General features: G+C 49.2%; 20 protein-coding genes and 1 tRNA gene. 18 read left to right on the forward strand and 3 right to left on the reverse strand.

The window, feature by feature from the left end:
- Positions 1-48: 48 nt before the first annotated feature.
- Together metK and BUB38_RS09575 are read right to left on the reverse strand one after the other, a co-directional pair.
- Positions 49-1,245, reverse strand: a complete 1,197-nt coding sequence (gene metK, locus BUB38_RS09570) for a methionine adenosyltransferase (protein ID WP_073159960.1) — start codon at positions 1,243-1,245, stop codon at positions 49-51.
- Positions 1,246-1,445: 200 nt separating this feature from the next.
- Positions 1,446-1,518, reverse strand: a tRNA-Asn gene (locus BUB38_RS09575).
- 396 nt (positions 1,519-1,914) lie between these two features.
- Between BUB38_RS09575 and BUB38_RS09580 the strand changes: the two genes are divergently transcribed.
- From BUB38_RS09580 to ribD, 7 genes are all read left to right on the forward strand, one after another.
- Positions 1,915-2,676, forward strand: coding sequence for a Nif3-like dinuclear metal center hexameric protein (locus tag BUB38_RS09580; protein WP_073159961.1), 762 nt, complete (start codon positions 1,915-1,917; stop codon positions 2,674-2,676).
- A gap of 266 nt (positions 2,677-2,942) precedes the next feature.
- Positions 2,943-3,863 (forward strand): M23 family metallopeptidase, encoded by a 921-nt coding sequence (locus BUB38_RS09585; protein WP_073160051.1) that lies wholly within the window; start codon positions 2,943-2,945, stop codon positions 3,861-3,863.
- A gap of 84 nt (positions 3,864-3,947) precedes the next feature.
- Positions 3,948-5,387 carry a hypothetical protein gene (locus BUB38_RS09590; RefSeq protein WP_073159963.1) on the forward strand — a complete coding sequence of 480 codons (1,440 nt, stop codon included), beginning with the start codon at positions 3,948-3,950 and terminating at the stop codon, positions 5,385-5,387.
- An 8-nt stretch (positions 5,388-5,395) separates the two neighbouring features.
- Positions 5,396-6,109 (forward strand): hypothetical protein, encoded by a 714-nt coding sequence (locus BUB38_RS09595; RefSeq protein ID WP_073159965.1) that lies wholly within the window; start codon positions 5,396-5,398, stop codon positions 6,107-6,109.
- Positions 6,110-6,130: 21 nt separating this feature from the next.
- Positions 6,131-7,369, forward strand: coding sequence for a PAS domain-containing protein (locus tag BUB38_RS09600; RefSeq protein WP_073159967.1), 1,239 nt, complete (start codon positions 6,131-6,133; stop codon positions 7,367-7,369).
- A gap of 13 nt (positions 7,370-7,382) precedes the next feature.
- Complete coding sequence (locus BUB38_RS09605) at positions 7,383-7,826, forward strand: rhodanese-like domain-containing protein (protein ID WP_073159969.1); 444 nt, start codon at positions 7,383-7,385, stop codon at positions 7,824-7,826.
- Positions 7,827-7,869: 43 nt separating this feature from the next.
- Positions 7,870-9,261, forward strand: coding sequence for a bifunctional diaminohydroxyphosphoribosylaminopyrimidine deaminase/5-amino-6-(5-phosphoribosylamino)uracil reductase RibD (ribD, locus tag BUB38_RS09610; protein ID WP_073159970.1), 1,392 nt, complete (start codon positions 7,870-7,872; stop codon positions 9,259-9,261).
- Positions 9,262-9,479: 218 nt separating this feature from the next.
- On the opposite strand, the gene BUB38_RS09620 is transcribed toward ribD, so the two are convergent.
- Positions 9,480-9,956, reverse strand: a complete 477-nt coding sequence (locus BUB38_RS09620; protein WP_073159972.1) for an FISUMP domain-containing protein — start codon at positions 9,954-9,956, stop codon at positions 9,480-9,482.
- A gap of 479 nt (positions 9,957-10,435) precedes the next feature.
- Between BUB38_RS09620 and BUB38_RS09625 the strand changes: the two genes are divergently transcribed.
- The 11 genes from BUB38_RS09625 to BUB38_RS09675 all read left to right on the forward strand — a co-directional run bounded on the left by BUB38_RS09625 (position 10,436) and on the right by BUB38_RS09675 (position 23,960).
- The gene (locus BUB38_RS09625; protein WP_073159982.1) at positions 10,436-11,035 is read left to right on the forward strand and encodes a riboflavin synthase; all 600 of its coding nucleotides are present in this window, start codon (positions 10,436-10,438) and stop codon (positions 11,033-11,035) included.
- A complete protein-coding gene (locus BUB38_RS09630) occupies positions 11,022-12,233 on the forward strand; it encodes a bifunctional 3,4-dihydroxy-2-butanone-4-phosphate synthase/GTP cyclohydrolase II (RefSeq protein ID WP_073159984.1) in 1,212 nt (403 codons plus the stop codon). The genes BUB38_RS09625 and BUB38_RS09630 overlap by 14 nt, the downstream gene beginning before the upstream one ends.
- Before the next feature lie 9 nt (positions 12,234-12,242).
- The gene (gene ribH / locus BUB38_RS09635; RefSeq protein ID WP_073159986.1) at positions 12,243-12,704 is read left to right on the forward strand and encodes a 6,7-dimethyl-8-ribityllumazine synthase; all 462 of its coding nucleotides are present in this window, start codon (positions 12,243-12,245) and stop codon (positions 12,702-12,704) included.
- 47 nt (positions 12,705-12,751) lie between these two features.
- Complete coding sequence (gene nusB / locus BUB38_RS09640; RefSeq protein WP_073159988.1) at positions 12,752-13,189, forward strand: transcription antitermination factor NusB; 438 nt, start codon at positions 12,752-12,754, stop codon at positions 13,187-13,189.
- 1 nt (position 13,190) lies between these two features.
- Positions 13,191-16,277, forward strand: a complete 3,087-nt coding sequence (locus BUB38_RS09645) for a glycosyltransferase family 117 protein (protein WP_139258390.1) — start codon at positions 13,191-13,193, stop codon at positions 16,275-16,277.
- 36 nt (positions 16,278-16,313) lie between these two features.
- Positions 16,314-17,237, forward strand: a complete 924-nt coding sequence (locus BUB38_RS09650; RefSeq protein ID WP_073159990.1) for a glycosyltransferase family 2 protein — start codon at positions 16,314-16,316, stop codon at positions 17,235-17,237.
- 55 nt (positions 17,238-17,292) lie between these two features.
- A complete protein-coding gene (locus tag BUB38_RS09655) occupies positions 17,293-18,009 on the forward strand; it encodes a polyprenol monophosphomannose synthase (RefSeq protein WP_073159991.1) in 717 nt (238 codons plus the stop codon).
- Positions 18,010-18,027: 18 nt separating this feature from the next.
- Positions 18,028-19,635 (forward strand): glycosyltransferase family 2 protein, encoded by a 1,608-nt coding sequence (locus BUB38_RS09660; RefSeq protein ID WP_073159993.1) that lies wholly within the window; start codon positions 18,028-18,030, stop codon positions 19,633-19,635.
- Between the two features lie 61 nt (positions 19,636-19,696).
- Complete coding sequence (locus BUB38_RS09665) at positions 19,697-19,942, forward strand: Trm112 family protein (RefSeq protein WP_073159995.1); 246 nt, start codon at positions 19,697-19,699, stop codon at positions 19,940-19,942.
- 14 nt (positions 19,943-19,956) lie between these two features.
- Positions 19,957-22,851, forward strand: coding sequence for a tetratricopeptide repeat protein (locus BUB38_RS09670; protein ID WP_073159997.1), 2,895 nt, complete (start codon positions 19,957-19,959; stop codon positions 22,849-22,851).
- Positions 22,851-23,960 (forward strand): type IV pilus twitching motility protein PilT, encoded by a 1,110-nt coding sequence (locus BUB38_RS09675; RefSeq protein WP_073159999.1) that lies wholly within the window; start codon positions 22,851-22,853, stop codon positions 23,958-23,960. The genes BUB38_RS09670 and BUB38_RS09675 overlap by 1 nt, the downstream gene beginning before the upstream one ends.
- Positions 23,961-23,984: the final 24 nt, after the last annotated feature.

Raw genomic sequence — 23,984 nt, forward strand, 5'->3', positions numbered from 1 at the left:
AAAGAGGGCCGTTGAAAAACGGCCCTCTCTTTTCGTCTTAGACGGAAGTTACTTGAGCTTAGTGGCTGCGGTCTTTAATGCAGCTGCCTTGTCGGTCTTTTCCCAAGTGAAACGTGCGCCTTCACGACCGAAGTGGCCGAGGGCTGCAGTTGCCTGGTAGCCGGGCTTCTTCAGGTCCAGCATCTTTACGATGCCAGCGGGAGAAAGATCGAAGTTCTTAGCGACGATAGCTTCGATGTCGCGGTCGCTGATCTTGCCGGTGCCGAAGGTGTTCACCAGCACAGAAACCGGCTTGGAGTAGCCGATGGCGTATGCCAGCTGGACTTCGCAACGGTGGGCGAGGCCTGCAGCCACAATGTTCTTTGCAACGTAGCGGGCTGCGTATGCGGCAGAACGGTCCACCTTGGAAGGATCCTTACCGGAGAATGCTCCACCACCATGACGACCCATGCCGCCGTAGGTGTCCACGATGATCTTACGACCGGTGAGGCCGCAGTCGCCGTGAGGTCCGCCAACCACGAACTTGCCGGTGGGGTTGATCAGGTAACGGGTGTTCTTGTCGAGAAGCTTGGCAGGAACAACCTTCTTGATGAGCTTTTCGATGATTTCCTTTTCGATAGTCTTGTGCTTCAGTTCCTTGCCGTTCACGAATTCATCGTGCTGGGTAGAAATGACCACTGTGTCTACGCGGACCGGCTTGTCGTTTTCGTCGTATTCCACGGTGACCTGGGACTTGGCATCCGGACGGAGCCACTTGATCTTGCCCTTTTCGCGGAGGTTCTGAATTTCTTCCATGAGCTTGTGAGCCAGGCTAATGGGCAGAGGCATCAGCTCCTTGGTTTCGTTCACGGCATAACCGAACATCATGCCCTGGTCGCCTGCGCCCTGCTTGTCGTCTTCCTTACCGTCGGCAGCCTTGGCGTCCACACCCTGAGCGATATCGGGGGACTGCTTGTCCATGGCGACGAGAACGGAGCAACCCTTGTAGTCGAAGGCCAGTTCCGGATTCACGTAGCCGATGCCCTTGATGGTCTTGCGGGCAATCTGCTGGTAGTCGATCACTGCCTTGGTGGTGATTTCACCGGAGATAACCACGAGGCCGGTGTTCACGAGAGTTTCGCAAGCGACGCGGCTGTTGGGGTCCTGTGCAAGGCAGGCATCCAGGATGGCGTCGGAAATCTGGTCGCAGACCTTATCCGGGTGACCCTTGGATACGGATTCAGAAGTAAAGAGATAATGTGCCATTATTGGCTCCTTATGTAACAGCACCGAAAAGAATGTCGCGTTTTTGACAATCCCAAGCGCTGAAAAACAACTATTTGTGTCGACCCACGAATTTAGCAAAATGCGTAAACATGGACCATGAAGCGAATCGTTAAATCTGTAAAAAACGTCTAGTTTTTTGAAAAACTAAAAGACCCGTTCTTTCGAACGGGTCTTCTAAGCTGCTTCACTTGGACTCGAACCAAGGACAACGCGATTAACAGTCGCGGGCTCTACCAACTGAGCTATGAAGCAATCAGATCAGCGAGTTTCCTCATTGACGATGCCAAATATAGATAGTTTGCTTACTTTGTCAAGGGGTTATGACTAATTTTTGTTGAAATGTGTATGGAAATCTGGTCCAAAAGAGGGCTTAACCTAATTTTTAGTAGGGTTTGTTCGTCCCCAAATAGGCTCAACCTAATTTTCAGAGAGGTTGAGTCGTTGCGAAATAGATTCAACCTGTTTTTGTTGAAAATGGGATGCCCCTAAAAATAGACTCAATCTATTTGTTTATGCAAATTTTAAAGATATAAAAACTATTATTCTTTAGAATAATCATATTTCTAAAGTTTTCTTGGATATTTATATATTAGTGCTAGATTATGTATCATAATTGTAAAGTTTGAACAGTTATGGGAGTAATGAATTATGGATATTAATTTTTTCTCTGCCTGGTTGAATGATTTGCTTGACCCAAAGTCCTTCAAGGATTATTGCGTTAATGGTCTTTGTGTCGAAGCGAATACTCGGGTGACTCGAGTGGTTACTGGGGTGAGTTTCCGGGACTGTCTGATTGATGCCGCAATTGAAGACGGCGCTGATTGCATTATCGTACATCATCCCAATGGATTTTGGAAAAATGAAGACCGTGTGCCAGTAGGCCGTTTTGGCGCTCGCATGCGCAAGCTTTTTAATAATGGCATAAATCTCTATGGTTACCACTTGCCTTTGGATGGCCATATGGAAGTGGGGAATAATGTTCAAATTGCCAAGGCGATGGGGCTTAGCAACGTTTCGGGATTCTTGCAGGAAGGTGAAAAGACCATTGGCGTAGTTGGCGAGTGGGAAACTGCTGCGACTCAGACGGAATTTATGGAAAGCGTAGCCAATGCGTTCCCTTATGGATTGCAGAATGCCTTGATGTATGGTTCTGATACCATTAAAAGGGTGGCTATTTGCAGCGGCTCGGGCTCAAGCGCCATTGAAGAGGCTATGAAGTTGGACTGCGATGTCCTGGTAACAGGGGAAATTAAGGAACATGTTCCGATTGACTGTGAGGAATTGGGATTTAATTTGGTCAATTGTGGTCATCATCGAACAGAGGTCTTTGGCGTTCGTGCCTTGGCCGAAAAAATCCAGGAAGAATTGAATATTCCTGCAAAATTTGTTGATTTTGACAATCCGGTTTAACACTTGATTATCATTTTTTGAAAAAATACTTTGTAAATTACACATTTCGCCCATTGGGGGCGAAATGAATTGTCTTGTTTTTCCCTATTGCGATTTTATATATGTAACTTGTTGATTCTCATGGAGTTAACAGTTTTACAAATCTTTTTTATGTAGAGAAATCTGACAAAAAATCCAGCTTTTTGTGTAAAAATTGTTCCCTCCATGTTTCATGTTGTGTGAATTTTTACGTTCGCTTGGTCATATTTTTTACTATCTTACCCGCCGTGAATTTTGTTAAGACCACCATACACTTCCAGAAGTCATCGAAATCGATGACCCTGCATGTGCCTGCCGTCCTGTTCAAGGCATGGCCGGTGCTTCGTGTTTTTGTGGTTATTGGCGCCATCCTTTTTGCTGTGCAGATGGTGACCACCACCATTTACGAAGGTGTGTTGAACCACCAGCTGGATGAACGTCACCGCCTGGATAGCGAAATGTCCCAGATTCAGGGGACTCTGGATTATCTGGCTGGCACCACGTCTGACTTCCTCCGTGACGAAAATCGCCTTTATGCTCGTTTCAGCCTGCCCACTCAGGATGAATCTTCCCGTGAAATGGGTACCGGTGGCGCCATTGGCGAGGATTCCCTGTTGCTGCGCACCACGTCTCCTGTTGTAGAACGAATGGCTCTGCTGGGCGAAACGGCCAAGCGTTTGCAGTCCAAGCTCCACAATAACGACGCTTCTTTCCACAACTTGGGCAAATATATGGACCAGAAACTTTCCATGTGGCGTTTCGTTCCGTCTATTTCTCCTACCCAGGGGCGTTTCGCTTCTTCTTTTGGTCCCCGTATTCACCCTGTCACGGGTGAAGTGGGCAAGATGCATCAGGGTGTCGATATTTCTAACGAACGCTGGACTCCGATTTTCGCCCCCGCCGACGGTGTGGTGGACGTTGCTCAGCTTAGTTCTTCTTTTGGTTACTTCGTGGCTATTGACCACGGGAATGGAATCAAGACTCGTTTGGGCCATATGCAGATGTATATTGTTCATCCGGGTCAGTTCGTTCATCGTTACCAAGTTATTGGATACATGGGAAATACAGGTCGATCTGTCGGACCCCATCTTCACTACGAAGTGTGGGTGAACAATTCTCCTGTAAATCCGCTTGCCTATATGTTGCCCAACGATCATTCTGTAGATTGATTTCTACCGATCGTAGGCAAACCGCCCGAGAAAATGGCGCCGGCTCGAACTGGCTAAAGGCGGCTCACCCCAAGGGGTGATTTCTTGAAAAATCTAGGATTCGGGGCTGCAGTTCTTGCAGTTCTCTGCTTTTTATGTTTTGGCTTGGGTTCCGCTCTTGCCTGCCCTCGTTTTGTGGAATTCTTTTCTGATCCCAAGGATGTTCCTGATCAGGAAGGAGAATTCGTCGAGATTCGTCTGGATGATTGTGGGGCGGAAAGCCTATGGGTGCAGATGGATGAAAAACCGGCTTTATCTTTTGCCTTGCCCAGAGGTAATTCCTGGGAGTCCGGTTCGACCTTCAAACGATTCGTCCTGGTTCATGATAGCCTGTATTGCCCTAAGGGGAATGGGGTGGCGTGTGGCTTATTGGGAAAGTTAAGTCTTCCGAATTCCAGGAGGTCTACGTGGCGTCTTTGGGCGGGTTCGTGTGTGGATTCCGTTGAAATTCCAGAGCCTAAGGCGGGAATGGCGTTACAGCGGGTGAAAGATTCTGACCGTTGGATTTTTGCGGAACCGACCATAGGGTGCGCTAACCCGCAATATGAAGTCGGAGTGGCTGACTGCGGCCTCGCTCCTGTTTTGCGGGACCATGACAAGTATACGGTTTTCTTGACGGGGTGTGATTCTGCCTGGCTACGGTTGGAGCGCATCCCCCTGGATGGAAGTGCAAGTGTGATTGACTCCTTGTGGGTGGTTGGGAATTTTAGCTGGGAATCTTCCCGGGATTTTTGGATTCGCGGGAATCTACCGCCCGATGAAGCTCCCTATAACGATTCGCTAGACACCTTGCTATTTGCGCCAGGTGGGGGGCCGCTGGTGGTTTCGGAGGTGCATCATTGCCCCCAGGAGCCTGAACCGGAATGGGTGGAAGTGTACAATCGTAGTGCGGTAGCCGTCCCTCTCGAAAAATTTCGCTTTTGTGGCCGAGGTGGAAGCTGGGGTGCCGGGTTTATAGACCCTTATGAGACCATCGTGCTGACCAAGGATACCGCACAACTCAGGGAATATCTTGGCTATAGGGATGTGGGGCTGGTTCAGGTTGCGCTTGGTTATCTGAATAATTCGTCGGGATGCATTTCCATTTGCAGCGGGGAGGCTGTGGTGGATAGCGTTTGCTGGGATCGGCATATGGTGTCATGTCCGTCAGGCTTTAATCCCTTGACTATGGAATCGGAGAATACCCCAGGTTTTGTGCGGTCTAATGGGACGAACGAAAAAATCCAGTCTCCTTTTACATACAAGCTTTCTTCTAGGGTGGTTCGCCTAGGAGGTAATTCGTTAAGAGTTTATGTTGAAAGCGAATTTCAGGTATCTCTCCGTCTGCTGGATTCTGCTGGGCGGGAGCGTTGGAAGGCCGATGTGCCCCCTGGATTTAATGCCTGGCGTAAAGTGTCTCTTGATGGAATGGGCTTGGGGGTTGCTTACGTGTCTATCTCGACGGGCAAGTTTGAAAATGTTGTGGGAATTCTGATTCGTCCGTAGGGCTTCGTATGAATAAAATTGCGTTTTTGCTTCTGCTGGTTGGGTTCGCCTTTGGTAATGATATTTCCTGGCTTCTTTCTGATTATTCCTCGTCGCCGGCTCGTTTTGCGAATCCTGGATTCAGTATGGATTTTTACCGTTTGCCGGAAACGGATCAGTTGGCATCTTCTGTTTCTGGGGAATGGGGCGACTCCAGGTATCGAGGGGCTTTTATTGGTTCTTATGAATCAATGGATTCGTTATACAGAAAAATTTATACAGAATGGGGCATGTCTGTGAATGGCGATTGGCTTGCTGTTGGGGGCGCCTATGGACTTTCAATGGAGTGGACTCCCGGTGATGAATTGTGGACGTCCCATCGTTATAAGGCGGGCGCATCTATTGTGTATGGACGATTAATTTTGTGGACGTACCTGTGGAATTTTTTTCATGAACCATTAAAAAATATGCAGTACCTTTCTGGCGTTACCATAAAACCTGGCGATAGCCTAGATGCTTTTTTTCAATGGGATGGCCGTTCTGCTTATATGGGTTCTTCTCTAAATTTTAGGTTTGTCTCTTTGTCTACTTTTTACCGGTTTCCCGGTTTTTGTGTGGGGCTAGGCGTGAATTTTCATTTTGATTTGTGGAATGTTGGTGGTTCTATTGGAAAATCTGATCATTCTCTGGACTGGTTTGGTCTAAGTGTTAAAAAGAAAATTGGAAAAAAGACTATCTTGTAGATTGTAATTTGGACTGAATTTATGTTTATCTCGCTGAATATCATTGCGGCTTCACTTTTTGCCTTTTTCCTGGTTGGGGTGGCGTTGGTCATTTCGATCTTGCTGATTAGGGATTCCCGCGAAAAGCAGAAGGCCTATTCCAATTTTTCGGAATACCTGGGTGAATTTCAGGTGGTGCTTTCTATGGATGGCAACCTGATTGATGCCACGCCGCGATTCATTGCGGATCCTCTTTTTGAACGTATTTGCCAGGAACAGAACTTCAAGAAGATTCTTTCGGCTCAGGAATATGCACGTCTGAAGGATTATACCAAGGGGTTGGCCTCCTATCCGGATATTCCCTTTATCTTTAGTTACGATAGTGAATTAGGCTTGCGCTGGTACGAGTTGCGTGCTTTTATCCAGAAGAAGACGGGCGAAGATAACACCGTTCTTCTGATCAAGAATGTGACCTTGGATGTGGAGTCCAGAAACCAGCGCGATGAACTGAAGCAGAATATCGATATGCTTCTGCAGAATACGGGGGACTTCCTGTGGTCTCTTGATGTGGATTCCCGTCGCTTCACCTTGCTTACGCCTCTTATCGATGAAGAAGGTCGTGTGGTTCCCCGCTCCGTGGGTGTTCAGAACCTTAAAAACATGATGCCGGCGAAAGACTGCGAAATTTTTGAAAAGATGCTGAATTCCCGAATTGTGGATTTCAGAGCGTCGGGTCATGATAGCGAGGATCGTCGAGGTATTTGCCTTCGTTTGCTGAGGTCTGACGGGGCTACGGACTGGTACACCTTTAATGGCCGTTTGACCATGGAAGAAGGTTCCAATATGGTGTTTAAGGGGGCTGCCCGCCGCATGGAACTGCTGCAGGATAATCCTGTGCTGGAGGATGGCGTCGATAGTAGCGATTTGCTGGCTTCTGCCTTGAGACTCCCGGATATTCGTGTGGTCTGGGTTGACAGAGATTATAAGATTGCCGGGTGCAATCAGGCTTTTTCCCTGGCCTTTGGAAGGGAATCTCCCAAACAGGTCGAAGGGGTTCGTTTGCTGGAAGTGGTGCGCCCGAAGTACTTCTCGCTTTTCCATAGATATTTGTCTGAGGTTTTTGAACGAGGACGCGCTGTTGCCTGGAAAGGTGTTTTTGGGGCTTCAGATTCTTTGCTTTGGATGAATGCCGTTCCGATTAAAAATCTAGACGGTGAAACGCACAAGATTTTGATGGTGTATATGCTGCTTGGCGTAAATGATTTTATTGAAAAAAAATAGTAGGAGTAATAAAATGAATAAGTTGATGATGTTTGCTTTTGCCGGAATGTTCCTGATGGCAGGCTGTAATGAACAGAAGGCTGCTGAAAAGGCTCCTGAAGCTGCTCCCGTGGCTCAGCCGGCTCCGGCTCCTGCCCAGCCTGCAGCTCCCAGAAACATTGTTGATGAAGTGAAGAACATTGACTGGAATAAGGCCATGGAAATGAACGCCTCGGGTGCAATGTACCTGGACGTTCGTAATCCGGACGAACTGAATGATGGTTATGCTCCCCATGCCGTGAATATTCCTCTCAGTGAATTGAAGTACCGTCTGGCTGAAGTGCCCAAGGATAAGGACGTCCTGGTTTACTGCCGCTCTGGTCGCCGCAGTGAAGCTGCTACCTTGATTTTGATGCGCAATGGTTATGACCGCGCTTACAATGTTCTTGGCGGTTTCTTGGCTTATCCCAAGAAGTAGTGGTTAGTTCGATAGTACGTTTGACTAAAAAACGAAGCTGTAAATGAACTTTCTTAGGTTGGCTCTTGATGAGTCCGTCTTTTCTATTGGCGTGAGCCGCCCCAATCCGGCGGTGGGTGCCGTTGTGGTTAAAGATGGAATTATCGTGGGGAAGGGGCGTACGCAGCGCCCCGGAAGTGCCCATGCCGAAGTCATGGCGTTGCGTGACGCGGGCGAACTGGCTCGTGGTGCGTCTATCTACGTGACTTTGGAGCCCTGCTGCCATTACGGCCGCACGCCTCCCTGCACCAAGGCCGTCATTGACGCTGGAATTGCGAAAGTCTTTTACGCTCACGGGGACCCCAATCCTGTTGTCCGCGGGAACAGCCGTAAGATTTTGGAAGAAGCCGGAATCGAAGTTTTCGAAGGCGTGGACGCCTGCATCGCCGCTGAAGTGGATGATGGCTGGGACGATTGTGGATGCGGCGAATGCAACTGCCTGAGTGAACCTTCGCATGTCATGCTGAGCGAGTCCTCGGGTGTCATGCTGAGCGAGTCCTCGGGTGTCATGCTGAGCGAAGCGAAGAATCTAGCAGGAAAGTCTCGCGAGGCGGAAGCGGAAGGTCGTACCGTCTTCCACGACGTAGAACGTTACTTCGAAGCTTACGATTTCTACGTTCGCAACAAGCGAACTTTTGTAGAAGTAAAATGCGCCGTCTCCCAGGAAAATTTCATGGGCGTTGTTGGTTTGAATGGCGAACATTTGCCTGTCCGCATTACTGGTGATGGGGCCAACTGCTGGAATCATGAACTCCGCGCCATCAGCGATGCTGTTCTTGTTGGGGCAGGAACCGTTCTTGCTGATAATCCTAGCCTGAATGTCCGTAACGCTGCCGGAAACGATCCCGTAAAAATTGTGTGGGCGGGACATCATAAATTTTCCGCAGAAGAAGTTTCGAAGCTGAAAGTCTTCTCTCTGAATCAGGAAAAAAAGACTCTCGTTTTCTCCTGCGTCCCACAGCCTGCTTTTTCTGAACGCTCCCTCCCGTGTCATTCTGAGCGAAGTGCGGAGCGCGAAGTCGAAGAATCTAACGAAGGGCCTTGCGTCATTCTTTTGACTGGATCCACTTTCGCTGAAAATTGGACTTCCATGATCGACGATCTTTCTGCCCGTGGTATGCATCGTCTGATGGTGGAACCGGGCGCAGGTCTCGCCAATCAATTGTTTGCCGACGCCGTTTCTACTGGCGAAACCATTGTCGCTCCCAAACCTCTTTGGAACCGCCTGAATATCTGGCGCTCCACCGACTGCCGCATCGACGATGCCATCGCAGATCTCGCTGCCTCTGGCAACATCAAGGAAGGCCTGGAATTTCCGGAACTTCCCAAGAACATCGTGGCCAAGGAATCCTTTATGGCTGGCCCCGATGTGCTTACCGTCTATTATCCTGCATAAACGCAATAATCGGGTTTAGTAGTCCTTTAAGCAACGCACTGAAAATGCGTGGTATTACTAGATCCCCAGCCAGATTGGGCTTTAAGGATGTGTCCCGCAACTTTATTGCCTCCAAGCTTGTTCACCAGATCGTTCCATTCTGTCTGATTCGGCAAATGCCATCCTTCAGGGTATATTCCTTGTACTCGGTCTGGAATATTGCAGCTAGTTCCAAATCCTCATTTCAGAGAACTGTTTTCCTGTTTGACGGAGTCAATGGCGGCAGCCCAGGTGTATAGACGTCCTGTTTGCAGGCAACGTTGGTCATTGTCGTCGTAGCACCAGCTACCATTTACGAGGCTTGGCGTTTTTATACTGTCTGCATACTTTAGATTTTCTGCCATCCACCATTGGTAACCAATCTTCGTGATTTTGTACACCTGCCCGTCGCGCTTGTCCGTGAGCGTGCCATAGTCAACTTGGGAATTCATATAGTCTTCTACGGAAAAGCCTTCTTGGATAACCTTGTTAAGTGTTGGCTGTTTGCTGCTTCCTGTAAAAGAAGTTGTATCTGTAGGATCTTTGTCTGAATCCATAAGGCAGCGAATGCTTAAAAACAGAGCCTTGCTTTCGTCGTACAACCAAGCTGTAGAACGTTCTACGTCCAATGAAACCATGTAAGCGCCGTAGGTTCCTTGTTCATCGGAACTCCACATGCCGGAATATTCTCCTAATCCGCTACCTGGGCCTATCCCCCCATGCTCCCGCTGGGAATTGCCGAAAAGCCGTATATATCCTTGTGTGTTCCACTATTCCAGCCTTTTGAGGATTTGAGATCGTTTCCGATTGCTGAAGACTAGACTCGGCCGTTGTTGATTGTGTTGCTTTACAGGATTACTTGACTCGTCGTCTCCACAGGCGACTAGTATAGACGCTGTGGTAAAGCCAATGATGGCTGCCTTTATAGGGTGTTCAAAAATAATCATGATTCCTCCGTCCCAATGAGATAATTCCTGTGGGTAAATGTAGTATACCCCCCCCTAGCCATTACCTATAGGAAATTACCGTTGTATAATATGGATGTTAGCTAAATCTAACTTGCAGTACTGGTCCGACCTCAAAATCAGCGTTATTCGCCTGTTTTCACTCTCGTCTCTCGTCTCTCGTCTCTCGTCTTTTTCTAAATTTGGCCCGTATGTTTACTGGTATTATTCAAAGTACGGGAACCATCCTTTCTCTGGAAACGAGAGGGGATGCGCTGACCATGCGCTTATCCGCACCCGGTTTCTTTAAGGGTTGCAATTTGGGCGATAGTGTCGCTAACGATGGTGTGTGCCTTTCCATTGAAAGCTGCACCGACGACGAGGCTACCTTCTGCCTGATGCACCAGACGGTGGAAAACACCTCTTTCAAGCAAGCTGAACCGGGAAAACTTGTGAATCTTGAAAAGGCCTGCAGGGCAGATTCCTTTATGGGCGGTCATTTTGTGATGGGCCATGTGGATACTTCCGTGAAGGTCTTGGCCGTTGCCAATCGCGAAACGGGCGTGGAAGTGGATTTGGAACTCCCTAAGGACTTGCGCCGCTATGTAATCCGTCGCGGTTCCGTGTCCTTGAACGGCATTAGCCTTACGGTGGCCGAAAAGTTCGAGGATTCCATCCGCGTATGCATTATTCCCGAAACGCTGGCCCGCACCAATTTGCGTAACTGGGTTCCCGGTACTATTGTGAATGTAGAAGTAGATATGCTTGGCAAATATATCGAAAATTATTTGAAGGAGCGTGACCTTGCTTAATACGATCGAAGAAGCCCTTGAAGATTTCAAGGCCGGTAAATTCCTCATTGTCGTCGATGACGAAGATCGTGAAAATGAAGGCGACTTTGTAATCGCCGCCGAAAAGATTACACCGGAAAAGGTGAATTTCATGCTCCACGAAGGCCGTGGCGTTCTTTGCTGCCCGCTGCCTATCAAGCGTTGCCACGAATTGAATCTGACCCGTCAGACCGCAGAAAACACATCCATTCTGGGTACCCCGTTCACTATCATGGTGGATAAGATCGAAGGTTGCTCCACTGGCGTTTCTGCCCATGACCGTGCCGCCACCATTCTGGCTCTTTCCGATCCTGCTTCCAAGCCCAGCGATTTCGGCCGCCCTGGCCACATTTCTCCGCTGTACGCCCAGGAAGAAGGCGTGCTCCGCCGCGCAGGCCACACGGAAGCTGCCGTGGACCTGGCAAAGCTGGCTGGACTTCGCCCGGCTGCCGCTCTCATCGAAATCATGAACGAAGACGGCACCATGGCCCGTATGCCTCAGTTGCAGGAAGTGGCCAAGAAGTTCGACATCAAGATTATCTCTATCCACGACTTGATCGCCTACCGCCTGAAGAACGAAAAGCTGGTGCAGCGTGTGGCTGCTCCCAACGTCCCTACCAAGTACGGCGAATTCAAGGCCTACGCCTACCGCAGCTCCACCGACGGTGTGGAACATGTGGCCTGGGTTGCTGGCAATCCGGATTTCAGCAAGCCGGTTTATGTTCGCGTCCATAGCGAATGCCTGACGGGCGATATTTTCGGCAGCATGCGCTGCGACTGCGGTGAGCAGTTGGAAGCCTCCATGAAGTTCATTGGTGAACATGGGGGAGTGCTCCTTTACCTCCGCGGCCAGGAAGGTCGTGGTATTGGCCTCTGCAACAAGCTCCGCGCTTATGAATTGCAGGAAAAGGGCCTGGACACCGTAGAAGCCAACATCAAGCTGGGCTTCAAGTCTGATTTACGCCAGTATGGTACCGGCGCACAGATCTTGGCTGACCTGGGTGTGAAGCAGATGCGTTTGCTCACCAATAACCCCAGCAAGATCAATGGTATTTCCGCTTACGGTCTTGAAATCGTGGAACGTGTTCCTATCGAAATCAAGCCCAATAACATTAACCGTTTCTATCTGCGAACCAAGAAAGAAAAGATGGGCCACGACCTGAAGTTGGACGAGGCTTAAGGGAGTATTATGAACGAACTGAAGAATTCTCTGAATGGAACTGGCCTGAAGGTGGCGATCGCCGTGGCCCGCTTTAATGAAATCGTGACGGATAAACTGCTGGATGGTGCACTCCGCCAGCTGCAGATCCTTGGCGTAGATGAAAAGGATATTACCGTGGCTCATGTTCCGGGCGCTTTTGAACTGCCGGGTATTTGCCGCCGCATGGCGGATTCCAACAAGTTTGATGCCGTTATGGCTCTAGGTGCAGTTATCCGTGGCGAAACTGGCCACTACGACGTGGTTGTGAACAATTCTACCAGCGGTATTGCCGGTATTGCCGCCGAAGGCAAGGTTCCCATGATTCTGGGGATCCTCACTACCGATACCGTAGACCAGGCTATGAACCGCGCAGGCCTTAAGGCTGGCAACCTGGGTTGCAGCTGGGCTTCTACCGCCGTCGAAATGGCAAACCTCTACAAGCAGATTTAATAAAAAAAGAAACGTAAACTGAGACTTATAAAAAACGAGAAAGTTTTATGGCACAAGTAAGTTTTAGACCCGCCCGCGTATTTGCAATGCAGTTGCTGTACGCCATGGAAATCACCGGACAGACTGTGGCTCAGGCTCTTCCTGGAGTTCTTGAAGCTCAGGAAATTCACGACAACCAGAAGAAGTATGGCATGAGACTGGTGGACCTGATTCAGGAACACCGCGCTGACCTTGACGAAAGCATCAAGGCTGCCGCCGCTCATTGGGAACTGGACCGTATGGCCAGCCTGGATCGTATTCTTCTGCGAATCGCCATGGTGGAACTGACTTACATTCCCGAAGTCCCCATGAAGGTGGCTATTTCCGAAGCGGTTCAGATTGCTGCCAAGTTCAGCACTGATTCTTCCTCGTCTTTTGTTAATGGTTTGCTGACCGGCTTCTTGCAGAGCCGCGGCATCGTGATTCCGGGTACTAAGGAGAAGTAACGTGTTCAATAAAGAAAAGTGGATGAAGCATATTTTTGCAGGTATCACCTGCTTGGTTGCCTTGGTTGTCTATGCCATGACCATGGCTCCCACCGTTTCCTTCTGGGACTGCGGTGAATTCGTGGCCTGTGCTAACACCCTCGGTATTCCCCATCCTCCTGGAACCCCCTTCTTCGTTTTCTTTGCCCGTGCAGTAATTGTTCTTCTGCCTTTTGTTGAAGAAATCGCAAAGCGCGTGAACTACATTTCTGTGGTTAGCTCCGCTGCGACTGTTTATGTTACCGCCCTTTTCGCCTGGGAACTTCTGGCAACCGTCCTTAAGACCGACGCCCTTGCTCAAAAGATCTCCGAAAAGGTTCGTTATATTGTTCTCGGTACCGCAGCCCTGGTGGCTGGTTTCTTGCTGACCTTCTCTGATACCTTCTGGTTCAACGCCGTGGAAGCTGAAGTTTACGGCATTGCCATGCTCATCTTGATGCTGGTGTCTTACCTGGGTCTGGTCTGGTACAACAAGCGTGACGATGAAGATTATGCAAACCGCATTCTGATTTTCATTTGCTACATCGCATTCCTTGGTGTTGGCGCTCACTTGTACACAATGCTTACCGTTCCTGCCGTGTTTGCCTTGCTGCTGGTGGCAGAACCTAAGAAGATTGTGGAACGCATTCCTGTGTGGATCACCGGTACTCTCCTGTGCTCCGTGATTTACATGGTGTCCGCCTTTATTGAAATTTCCCTGGGTTGCCTTGTGGTCTTGGCTATCCTCAGTGTTGCAAAGCCTTTCCGCCCGCGCATGAACAAGGCTGTACGCCTTTCTCTTGCCTTTGCTTTCTTTGCCCTGATTGGTTACAGCACTCATCTTTACATTCCCATCCGTTCTGAACTGAATCCGACCATCGACGAAAACAATCCGGAAATCAACATCCGCGATGATCAGGGCAACCTGCAGTTGGGTAACCTGTTCAAGGCTGAAAACTGGGATGCCTTTAACGCCTTTATCGAACGTAAGCAGTATGGCTCCGAAAGCATGATTAGCCGTGCCTTCTACCGCCGTGCCCGTACCGCCCATCAGTTCCTCAGCTTCCCTCATATGGGTTACGGTGGATACCAGATGGCCCAGTACCTGCCTTACAAGGTGGGCGAGGTGAACTATGCCAATGGCGTTTACACCTTTGATTCTGCAGACAATCAGCCTGTGGAACGCTTTGGTTTCAAGTTCCCCACTCAGATGAGCTTCATGGGCGATGCTGTCTTGCCGCAGCTCTTGATCTTCCTCATCTTTAACGGTCTTATCGTTATGGTTTGCGTCTTTATCTGGAGACGTAACAAGAAACTTGGCGTATTTACTTCTATTCTTTATGCCCTTTGCTCTCTCGGTTTGCTGTTCTACATCAACTTCGCCGATGGCGCTCGTATGGAACAGCGTGACCATGACTACTGGGTCAGCGTCATGACTCGTAATGTTCAGGATCTGAATTCTCGTGGTGTAGGCATTAACGCCCTGCCGGATCCCAACGAACTGATCGACATGCGTCAGAATATCGAACATACCAAGATCCGCATCGAAATGCTGAAGGGTCGCGAAAATACCCAGGGTCGTATTGCTGAATTGCAGAAGCAGCTGGAAACATACACCAACTCCTCTGTATGGCAGAACTGGACCAAGATCGAACAGGGCTTTGCCCAGGTGGGTAGCCGCGCACCGTTCCCCGAATCCGTTCATCTCGAAGTTCGCGAACGTGACTACTTCTATACTCCGGCCTTCATTTTCATGAGCCTCATCTTCGGTATCGGCGCTGGTATCCTGGTGTTCCTTTGCGCTACCGGAACTATGCCTACCTTGGCCGCTCCGCTGGCTGCCGCCCTGGTGCTTGTTTCCTTTGTAATTCCCTGTGCTTCCAACTACAAGGAACATGACCGTTCTGGCCTGTGGGTTCCCTGGGATTACGCATTCAACCTGCTGAACAGCTGCCGCCCCAACGCCATCCTCTTTACCAATGGCGATAACGACACCTTCCCGCTGTGGTTTGCACAGGAAGTGGCCGGAGTCCGTAAGGACGTGCGCGTGGTGAACCTGTCTCTGGGTAACACCGACTGGTACATCAAGCAGATGCTTGAAAACGAACCGATTCTTAAGCTGAGCTACACCAAGGAAACCATTGATAGCGATATGGTTCTTGATAATAGTTCCGCTAACAATCCCAACCACCAGACTTCTACCTGGGTCAAGAAGGCTCAGCGCCTGATGCCTCAGCTGAAGAGCCGCATCGACGCTATGGAAGGTCAGCAGCTGTCTGCCGCAGATTCTGTTAAGCTGCTGCAGTTCAAGGTCCACTATCAGGTTTGGGATGCCTTTACCGAATGGGCTGCACGTACTCGTAGTTCCATGATGCTGACCCAGCATAAGCTGGTTGTCGATCTTGCTCTCCAGAATATGGATCGCCCCATTGAAATTTCTACCACCGTTGGAACCTCCAACTTCATGGGTCTCGAAAAGTACATGGTCCAGGAAGGTATGGTCTACAACCTGGTGAAGGGTGACCTGAATCCCAAGCGTAATGCATTTGACGCAGCCTATACCGCAAACCTTATTGATAACGTCTATAAGTACCGCGGACTTGGTGATGGTACCGCCTATATCAATGACGAAACCATCCGTCTTCTGTCCAGCTACATTTCTCTGTACCTGCAGATTTCCTTCGATGCTCGCGACAAGATCGAAAAGCTCCGCAACAGCCATCCCTTTACAGCCGACAAGAAGGCTCAGGTGGATAGCCTTGCTACAGCCTCCGCCAAGTATCTGGAAATGGGCATTAAGCAGTTCCCCGATGAATGGCGTAACTACTGGGCTGCCGCATTCGTCTACCAGGCTGCAGGTATGAAGCAGCAGGCTATCGAAGTGGCTAACCGCGGTCTCGAAGCCGTTCCGTCCTTCGAAGAAGGTGGCCGCGCCCGCTTGATGATGGCTATCCGTCAGGCAGAAACCCTTTCCGACGAACCTCTGAAGGTTGAAGAACCGGCTCCTGCCGCTGATTCTGTAGCCCCTGCCGATAGCGCAGCCTCTGCGGTTGTCGCTGCTGCAAACTAACTGTTGAAACTTGAAACTCGAAACTAGCGATTTTATATGGATTTAAGTCTTGTTATCCCGGTGAAGGAAGAAAGCGAAAATCTTCCGGATCTTCTTAAGGAAATCGTTGCCGCTATTGAACCCACTGGCTTTACCTACGAAGTCATTATCATTGATGATGGTAGCCGTGACAGCACTTGGGAAGTGGTGGAGTCCCTGTCGAAGGAATATTCCTTCCTGAAGGCTTTCCGCTTCCAGTTCAATTGCGGTAAGGCTGCTGGCTTGGCTTTCGGATTCTCCAAGGCTACCGGCAAGTATGTGGCGACCCTTGATGGCGATCTTCAGGACGATCCTCTTGAAATTCCCAAGATGATTAAGATCCTCGATGAGGGATATGATCTGGTTTCGGGTTGGAAGATCCGTCGCCTGGATCCCTGGCACAAGACTTGGCCTTCCAAGTTGTTCAACTTGACTGTGTCTGCAGTTTGCGGACAGCGCCTCCACGATTTTAACTGCGGCATCAAGGCTTACCGCAGTTCCGTGGTCCGCTTCATTCACCTGTATGGCGATTTCCATCGCTTTATTCCGGTGATGGCCAAGTGGCAGGGTTTCCGCATTACCGAAATGCCTGTGGCTCATCGAGCACGCGTTCATGGCGTTTCCAAGTATGGCGTTTCCCGTCTGGTTTCTGGATTCCTGGATTTGCTTTCTCTCATGTTCCTGCGCAGCTTTGCCGCAAAGCCCTTGCATTTCTTTGGCTTGCTTGGCTTGATTTTTATGCTGGCCGGTTTTGGCATTTGTGGCTACTTCGGCTATGAATGGATTAAGCTGGGCGCCCTGCATGTTCGCCCCCTCTTGCTGGCTGGCGGTTTCTCCCTGGTCATGGGCGTGCAGTTCTTTAGTCTTGGGCTTCTTGGTGAAATGATGAATGGAAACAAGAAACAGACTTATCCTGTGGCGGAATCCATTAACGACAAGTAATGTTTGTTATTTTAACTGTTGATTTTTGATTAGAAACGTTTTGGAGTACAAAAGCATGTCTTATCCTAAGAGTTTGGTAATTGTTCCCACCTACAACGAGAAGGAAAATATCCTGCTGATCATGTCTGCTATCTTGAAGCAGAACGAATGCCTGGAAATCCTGGTGGTGGACGATGGATCTCCCGATGGTACCGGAGACATGGTTGAAGCGGAAGCTGCAAAGAATCCCCGCATCCATCTTCTTCGCCGTCCCGGCAAGATGGGCCTGGGTTCTGCTTATGTGACTGGCTTCAAGTGGGCTCTTGAACGTGACTTCGAACGCGTCTTTGAAATGGATGCCGACTTTAGCCACAATCCTGCCGACTTGAACCGCTTCCTGGAAGCTGCAGAAAATGGTGCTGACCTTGTGCTGGGTAGCCGTTATCTGGATCGTAAGATTAGCGTGGTCAACTGGGATCTGAAGCGTTTGATTCTTAGCTATGGCGCTAATGTCTACACCCGTATTGCAACTGGTCTTCCCATTAGCGATGCTACCGGTGGATTCAAGTGCTACTGTCGTAGCGCCCTGCAGGCTCTGAACCTGGACAAGATGAAGAGCGATGGCTACTGCTTCCAGATTGAAACTACCTTCAAGATTTGGAAGAAGGGACTTACCGTCAAGGAAATTCCCATCGTGTTTACCGACCGTACCCGCGGCACTTCCAAGATGAGCGGTGGCATTATTTCTGAAGCTTTCTTCCTGGTCCTTAAGCTGCGTCTGGGTTTGGCATAATCTAAACAAGGGTGTTCCATGGCTGTAGATTATTCCTGCTCCGTTATTATTGTCGCCTACAATTCCTGTGACTTTATTCCTGCCTGTCTAAAGTCCGTCCGTGACGCAAGTGAAGGCTTGGATACCCAGGTCATTGTGTTGGACAATGGTTCGCCTGAACCCATATCTGCAGAAATCAAGGCGTTCTTCCCTGAAGTCCTGTGGATTGATTCCAAGGAAAATCTGGGCTTTGGTAAGGGATGTAATCTTGCTGTAAAGTCGGCTACCAACCCCTATCTGTTCTTTATCAATCCGGATACTCTCGTTTCCAAGGATTCCTTCCGCAAGATGCTGGAATTCGTGCAGGAACATCCGGAAACGGGTCTTGCCGGCAGCCGAATCCTTAACGAAGACGGATCCCTGCAGCTGGCCTGCCGCCGTTCTTTCCCCACTACGTTCTCTGCCATTGCAAAGACCGTGGGCCTGGCCGCATTGTTCCCCAAGAGCAAGTTGTTCGCCTCTTACAATATGACTTACGCTGACCCGGAACAGGTCACCGAAGTGGATGCCATCAGTGGTTCCTTCTTCTGCATGCGTAGCGATCTGTACAGGGAATTGAATGGCTTTGACGAAGATTTCTTCATGTACGGTGAAGACCTGGATCTTTGCTTTAGGGCGAAGGTGGCTGGCTTCAAGAACTATTACACACCTGCGACCAACATCCTTCATTTTAAAGGTCAGAGCTGTAAGACTCGCCGTTGGAAATCCTATGTGGATTTCTACAAGGCCATGATTATCTTTGTAAGAAAGCACAAGGACTTGTACTTTGTGCCGTCATTGTTTGTGACCTTGGGTATTCTGTTTGCTGCCTTTATCGGCATGTTCTCCCGTTTGATTCCAAAGTTCTGGAAAATCTTCCTGGATGTGGTGACGATTTTTTGGGTTTGGATTGTCGCGTGCGTTGTTGAAAACAATGAATTCGACGGCTATGTGAATGCAAACGTATTTTTAAATACAATCCTGGTCGTCAATATTTTGTATTTGGCTTTGTGCGGAGAGTATAGTACCGCATCCTTGAATGGACGTAAATTCATCACACGGTTGATTCCTTTGAATTTAATTGCCGTTCTAGGTGTTTTAGCTTATGTTGTTTGCTTAAGCGGCAGGGCTTGCAATTGTGAAATCGCCGATGCCTCGGAATTGTTTGGATATTCCATCGTGATTCTAGGAATCCCCCTGGCCCTCAAGGCCTGGCGTCGTGTGGCTTTCTGGATAAACTATTTCTACCGCATTTTTGCCAAGAAACGTCATCGTTCCATTTTGCTGGGCGGCTCCCAGGATTCTCTGGACAACTGGTTTGACCGTTACAACGTGATTCCCGGTATCGAAATTCTGGGTTGCGTATCCAATGACCCTAAGGCGGTTTCCGAAAGCAATCGTCAGCACCTGTTGGGCCCCCTTTCCAGTATGGAGTCTGTTTGCAATCGAACTGGCTGCCGCGAACTTCTGGTGGTGTCCAATTTCTCTGGATATTGTGAGCCCTACGACGTAAATTGGCTTGAAAAGTTGGGTTTACGTGTGTTTTTGCTCATAGGAAACGGAAAAGATGGCGATTATGCCCTTGTAAACCTTAAATACCTCCATTAGGTCTACAACGTTTTCGCGAAATGATATTATTTTTGTGTAAGTAATTGGTAATAAAGGTCTTATGTTAGATTCTAAGCTTTTGGATATTATTTGCTGCCCCGAAACTCGTGCAGCCCTCAAGTTGGCAGATAGCGAACGTCTTTCTGCCCTGAATAGTGCTATTTCTGCCGGAACCCTCAAGAATGTGGGGGGTGAAACAATTACTGAATCCTTGACCGAGGCTTTGATTACTGCTGACGGTTCTAGGGTTTACCCTGTCCGTGAAGGAATTCCTGTCCTTTTGTCTGACGAAGCAATTTTGCTCTAATTGTAGAGGTGTTTATGGCGGTGACGTTGGAATCTCTAAAAAAGTCTGTAGGCAAGAAAAACAGTAAGTCCAAGATTTTTGCCTGGCTTGCCGATATGGAACTTGCTGCAGGTGATTTGGACACTGCTCTTCAGAGAGTCAACGGTGGTTTGACCCTTTATCCTGGTGATATTGCGGCTAGACTTGTTCGTTCCAAGATTCTCTTTCAGAAAGAAGAATTTGAAGATTGCGTACAGGAATGCACCAACATTCTTGTGATGGATCCGTTTAACCTGGCTGCCCAAAAGATTATGGGCGACGCTTATGATCGCCTGGGAAATGTCGCCGAACGTAACCGCTGCTACCGTCGCTACCATGACATGGATCCCCTGAACAAGTTCTGGAAGGATGAATACGATGTCATTCCTGAGGCTGCAGTCGTGGCCGAAGCCGCTGCTGTTGCTGGCGCCGCTACCGAAGAAGTTTCTGGTGGCTTTGACGTTCCGTCTGATGGTGACGATTCTCTGAACTTCAATCTTTCTGATGCCCTGTCATCCGGAAATGATGATGAATCCTCCGATGGTGGTCTTTTCGAAAAATCCAATTCTAATACTGGACTCTTTAGCGGTCCTGATGATTCTGCTGACGATGAATCTCTTGGGGGAGGCTTGTTTGAAAAGTCTAACTCCGGTGGCCGCTCCTTTGAAAAGGCCTTTGGTGAAGCTTTCGGCGAAACCTCTGACGATGATGTTGCTTCTGAAAGCATGGGTTCGTCAGGTTTGTTCAGCTCCGGTATGCAGGAGGATGACGCTCCTGCAGAACAGTCTTCCTCTTTTGGTTTTGGCTTTGCTTCAGAGAGCAGTTCGTCTAACGATGATGATCCGTTTGCTGCTCTTGCCGCCATGCTTCCGAACAGCGATTCCGGTGATGATGCCGCAATCGATGAACTGACTGCTTCGCTTGATTCTGTTATGGATTCCATTAGGGCTGACGATGATATCGATAAGCCCATTGAAGAATTCCCTGCAGATGACAATGTTTCCGGCAACGATGTTAATGCCGCCCTGTCGGATATGTTCGGCCTAGATGATGATCTTGAAGCCGAAGAAATGCCTGCTCCCAAGGCTGCTGATTTCTCTGCATCTGTTGTGGATGAAGCTGCCGAAGCAAATGCATCCAAGATTTTTGAAAGCCAGTCTACAGCTTCTGCTGACAAGCCCCTGAGTGTAGATGACGCCTTCGATTCTATTTTCGGTGAAGATGAACTTCCTGAAGAATTCGGTTCCGCACCTGCAGCCTCTGCTGCAGCTCCTGCCGCTCCGGCACCCGTAGAACCGGCTGCCGAAGAATCTTCCTTGTTTGAAAAGTCATCTTCTTTTGCCGATGATTCCTTCTCTTCTTTGACTTCCTTCGAAGAACCCGCTGCACCTGCAGCTCTGGAAGAACCTGCCGCTCCGGCTGCACCTGCCGCAGACAAGCCCTTGAGCGTGGACGATGCCTTTGATTCTATTTTCGGCGAAGATGAACTTCCTGATGAATTTGGTTCTGCACCTGCCGCTCCGGCTGCACCTGTTGAAGCCGCAGCACCTGTAGAAACTGTTGCTCCTGCTGCCGAACTTGCTGACGAGCCGGCTGGTTTCTCGATGTTTGAAAAGTCCGCCGATGCAGACTTTAGCACTACATCTCTGGATTCCATGTCAGACGAACCTCTGTCTGAATCTATTTCCGCTTTGTCTGATATTCCTGCCGTACCGGAGGCTCCGGTCGCAGCCGCTCCCGCTGCCGATAAGCCTGTGAGCGTGGATGACGCCTTTGGATCTATTTTCGGTGAAGATGAACTTCCCGAAGAAAATCTCTTTGAAAAGTCCAGCGAATTATCTGAACTGTCTCTTGGCGGTGATGACAATCTCTCCTTCGACGCTCCGGTTGACATGCTTGCCGAAGGTCAGGCTGAACAAGCTGCAGAAGAAACATTTGAAGTTCCTGCCCTAGAAACTACCGAAGAACCGAAGTTTGTATCGGAAGTGGATGTACCTTCCGATCCGCAGATCGCTTCTCCCATGTCGTTCATGGATGACGATTCTGAAGTTGGTTCTGCTTTCAATTCCATCTTTGGCGCGGATGATGATCTGCCCGAGGAAAAGGCTGAAAATACACTTGTTGAACAAGTTAATTTGGCTGAATCGGAATTGACTATGCCCGAAGCCCCTGTTTCCGAAAAACAGGAATCTACTGATATTGCTCAGGAAATGGGCGGTGCATTTGCATCCATGTTTGGTGATGACGATGATTTGGATTTGCCTGGCATGAATTCAGAAACCGAATCGTCTGACTTGAATTTTGAATCCGCACAGCAGCTCACGACTGCCGCTGTAGAAGAATCTCTGCAGAATCCTGCATCGGGTAATTTGGAAACGGATTTGAATAAGTCCTTCGACAGTCTTTTTGGTGGCGATGATGATTTTGTCGCCCCTGAGGTTGGTTCCGCGGCTCCTTCTGAAGTTGCTCCTGAGGCAGACGTTTCTTTCGTCGAAAAGCCCGTTGCCGGAAATCCGGACCTGGCTTCTCTGGAAAGTGAAGTTTCCGGTGCCTTTAAGGGTCTGTTCGACATGGAAGATGATGCGCTGACCGAAACACCCAAGACTACTGGCAGCGGCATGGATTTCTTGATGTCTGGTGACTCTGACGATGAAATCACTGCTGGCCTTGTAAAGAATCCGGATGCTCCTATCGAAAGGGGCGCACTGAATCTTGATGATAGCATGGGAACTAGAACCTTGGCAGAAATCTATTTTGACCAGGGACTTTATGCCGACGCTCTCAGGATGTACCAGGAACTGGTTCAGCGTGAACCCGGTGATCAGGAACTTGCGGCCCGTAAGGATGAAATTGAAAAGATTTTCCGTGACAAGTTTGGAGGTAACACCTAATGGCAGAACAGGCTCAGCTTCGTATTGAACAGCTCTTGCGCGAAATGGTGAATCGCAAGGCTTCTGATATGCACATTCGCGTGGGTGTACCTCCGGTCTACCGTATTAACGGTGCCCTGACTAAACCTTTCGACATCCGCGTCGATGGCGGTATGATGGATTCCTTCCTGGATGATATCATGAATCGTGACCAAAAACTGCGTTTTGAACAGAATAAGGAATGCGACTTTGCTGTGGGCGCCCGCGATATGGGTCGTTTCCGTGTGAACGTGTTCCGTCAGCGCGGTTCCATCGCTATCGTTATCCGTCATATTAAGGCAAAGATTCCTCCCTTCGAAGAACTGCACTTGCCTGAAATCATCAAGAAGTTGGCTTTGACCAAGCGCGGCCTTATTCTGGTGACGGGTACGACGGGTTCTGGTAAGTCTACCACCTTGGCTTCTATGCTGGATTACATTAACCAGAGCGAAGCGGTGAACATCATTACCGTTGAAGATCCTATCGAATACCTCTATAAGGATAACGTCGCCATTATTTCTCAGCGTGAAATTGGCGTAGATACCCTTTCTTATGCGAATGCCCTTCGTGCCGCTCTTCGTCAGGACCCTGACGTTTTGCTGGTGGGCGAAATTCGTGACCTGGAAACCATGCAGATTGCCATGACCGCTGCTGATACCGGTCATATGGTGTTCGCTACGATTCATACCACCAACGCAACTGAAACTATTCACCGTGTGCTTTCTATGTACCCGCCGCACCAGCATGATGAAATCCGTCTGCTTCTGGGTGAAGTTCTGGCGGGCATTATTTCTCTGCGCTTGCTGCCCACCAAGGATGGCAAGGGCCGAGTTCCCGCAGCAGAAATTCTGGTGAACACCGGTGCCGTTCGTGAGTACATCCAGGACAAGGATAAGAACGATCTTATTGAAGAAGCTATCGCTGATGGTCATATGCAGTACCAGAGCCAGACCTTTGACCAGGCCTTGCTGGAACTGTATCAGACCGAACAGATTACCCTTGAAACTGCAATGAATGCCGCTACCAACCGTGATGACTTCGATCTTAAGATCCGCGGTATTTCCGGCACTTCTGATCGCGGCTGGATGTAATCGTTCTAGACCTTGCGAATATTT

Source organism: Fibrobacter sp. UWH5 (assembly GCF_900142505.1).
In the GTDB taxonomy this organism is placed as follows: domain Bacteria; phylum Fibrobacterota; class Fibrobacteria; order Fibrobacterales; family Fibrobacteraceae; genus Fibrobacter.